The organism is Bacillus sp. S/N-304-OC-R1 (assembly GCF_019749375.1).
Lineage (GTDB): Bacteria > Bacillota > Bacilli > Bacillales > Cytobacillaceae > Cytobacillus.
The window spans coordinates 1-3,082 of the sequence record NZ_JACWFE010000008.1 but is presented as its reverse complement, the minus strand read 5'-3'; the positions used below and the strand labels follow the sequence as shown (position 1 = coordinate 3,082).

The 3,082-nt window shown below is 52.6% G+C and carries 1 rRNA gene; it reads left to right on the top strand.

The features are described 5' to 3' along the window. The first annotated feature begins 57 nt into the window (after positions 1-57). A 23S ribosomal RNA gene (locus H0173_RS08575) occupies positions 58-2,997 on the top strand. The last annotated feature ends 85 nt before the right edge of the window (positions 2,998-3,082 follow it).

Here is a 3,082-nt window from a genome sequence, read left to right as displayed (position 1 = left end):
GAGGAGCACAGTGACGGAGCTGACGAAGAGATGCGCCGCTTATCATTCACCGAACAAGGTTAAGTTAGAAAGGGCGCACGGTGGATGCCTTGGCACTAGGAGCCGATGAAGGACGGGACTAACACCGATATGCTTCGGGGAGCTGTAAGTAAGCTTTGATCCGGAGATTTCCGAATGGGGGAACCCACTGTTCGTAATGGAACAGTATCTTTACCTGAATACATAGGGTATTGAAGGCAGACCCGGGGAACTGAAACATCTAAGTACCCGGAGGAAGAGAAAGCAAACGCGATTCCCTGAGTAGCGGCGAGCGAAACGGGATTAGCCCAAACCAAGAGGCTTGCCTCTTGGGGTTGTAGGACACTCTACACGGAGTTACAAAGGAACGAGGTAAATGAACAGGTCTGGAAAGGCCGGCCAGAGAAGGTAAAAGCCCTGTAGTTGAAACTTCGTTCCCTCCAGAGTGGATCCTGAGTACGGCGGGACACGAGAAATCCCGTCGGAAGCAGGGAGGACCATCTCCCAAGGCTAAATACTCCCTAGTGACCGATAGTGAACCAGTACCGTGAGGGAAAGGTGAAAAGCACCCCGGAAGGGGAGTGAAATAGTTCCTGAAACCGTGTGCCTACAAGTAGTCAGAGCCCTTTCATGGGTGATGGCGTGCCTTTTGTAGAATGAACCGGCGAGTTACGATTACATGCAAGGTTAAGTTGAAGAGACGGAGCCGCAGCGAAAGCGAGTCTGAATAGGGCGAATTGAGTATGTGGTCGTAGACCCGAAACCAGGTGACCTACCCATGTCCAGGTTGAAGTCCAGGTAACACTGGATGGAGGACCGAACCCACGCACGTTGAAAAGTGCGGGGATGAGGTGTGGGTAGCGGAGAAATTCCAATCGAACTTGGAGATAGCTGGTTCTCTCCGAAATAGCTTTAGGGCTAGCCTCATGTAGTAAGAGTCTTGGAGGTAGAGCACTGTTTGGACTAGGGGCCCTCATCGGGTTACCGAATTCAGACAAACTCCGAATGCCAAAGACTTATCCATGGGAGTCAGACTGCGAGTGATAAGATCCGTAGTCAAGAGGGAAACAGCCCAGACCACCAGCTAAGGTCCCAAAGTATACGTTAAGTGGAAAAGGATGTGGAGTTGCTTAGACAACCAGGATGTTGGCTTAGAAGCAGCCACCATTTAAAGAGTGCGTAATAGCTCACTGGTCGAGTGACTCTGCGCCGAAAATGTACCGGGGCTAAACGTATCACCGAAGCTGTGGATTGACACCAATAGGTGTCAGTGGTAGGAGAGCGTTCTAAGGGCGTTGAAGCTAGACCGTAAGGACTGGTGGAGCGCTTAGAAGTGAGAATGCCGGTATGAGTAGCGAAAGATGGGTGAGAATCCCATCCACCGAATGCCTAAGGTTTCCTGAGGAAGGCTCGTCCGCTCAGGGTTAGTCGGGACCTAAGCCGAGGCTGAAAAGCGTAGGCGATGGACAACAGGTTGATATTCCTGTACCACCTCTTTACCGTTTGAGCAATGGGGGGACGCAGGAGGATAGGGTAAGCGCGCTGCTGGAATAGCGCGTCCAAGCAGTTAGGCTGGGAAGTAGGCAAATCCGCTTCCCGTGAAGGCTGAGCTGTGACGGCGAGGGAATTATAGTACCGAAGTTCCTGAATCCACACTGCCAAGAAAAGCCTCTAGCGAGGTAAAAGGTGCCCGTACCGCAAACCGACACAGGTAGGCGAGGAGAGAATCCTAAGGTGAGCGAGAGAACTCTCGTTAAGGAACTCGGCAAAATCACCCCGTAACTTCGGGAGAAGGGGTGCTCATTTGGGTGAATAGCCCGGATGAGCCGCAGTGAATAGGCCCAGGCGACTGTTTAGCAAAAACACAGGTCTCTGCAAAGCCGCAAGGCGAAGTATAGGGGCTGACGCCTGCCCGGTGCTGGAAGGTTAAGAGGAGGGGTTAGCCTTAAAAGCGAAGCTCTGAATTGAAGCCCCAGTAAACGGCGGCCGTAACTATAACGGTCCTAAGGTAGCGAAATTCCTTGTCGGGTAAGTTCCGACCCGCACGAAAGGCGTAACGATCTGGGCACTGTCTCAACGAGAGACTCGGTGAAATTATAGTACCTGTGAAGATGCAGGTTACCCGCGACAGGACGGAAAGACCCCGTGGAGCTTTACTGTAGCCTGATATTGAATTTCGGTACAGCTTGTACAGGATAGGTAGGAGCCTTGGAAGCCGGAGCGCCAGCTTCGGTGGAGGCATTGGTGGGATACTACCCTGGCTGTATTGAAATTCTAACCCGCGCCCCTGATCGGGGCGGGAGACAGTGTCAGGTGGGCAGTTTGACTGGGGCGGTCGCCTCCTAAAGTGTAACGGAGGCGCCCAAAGGTTCCCTCAGAATGGTTGGAAATCATTCGAAGAGTGTAAAGGCATAAGGGAGCTTGACTGCGAGACCTACAAGTCGAGCAGGGACGAAAGTCGGGCTTAGTGATCCGGTGGTTCCGCATGGAAGGGCCATCGCTCAACGGATAAAAGCTACCCCGGGGATAACAGGCTTATCTCCCCCAAGAGTCCACATCGACGGGGAGGTTTGGCACCTCGATGTCGGCTCATCGCATCCTGGGGCTGTAGTCGGTCCCAAGGGTTGGGCTGTTCGCCCATTAAAGCGGTACGCGAGCTGGGTTCAGAACGTCGTGAGACAGTTCGGTCCCTATCCGTCGTGGGCGCAGGAAATTTGAGAGGAGCTGTCCTTAGTACGAGAGGACCGGGATGGACGCACCGCTGGTGTACCAGTTGTCTTGCCAAAGGCATCGCTGGGTAGCTATGTGCGGACGGGATAAGTGCTGAAAGCATCTAAGCATGAAGCCCCCCTCGAGATGAGATTTCCCATAGCGTCAAGCTAGTAAGACCCCTGAAAGATGATCAGGTTGATAGGTTTGAGGTGGAAGCGTGGCGACACGTGGAGCTGACAAATACTAATCGGTCGAGGACTTAACCACATTTAGATTACTCGATTTACTTCTTCAGCATTATCTAGTTTTGAGGGAACAACTCTCAATTAAAATAGTCTGGTGGCGATAGCGA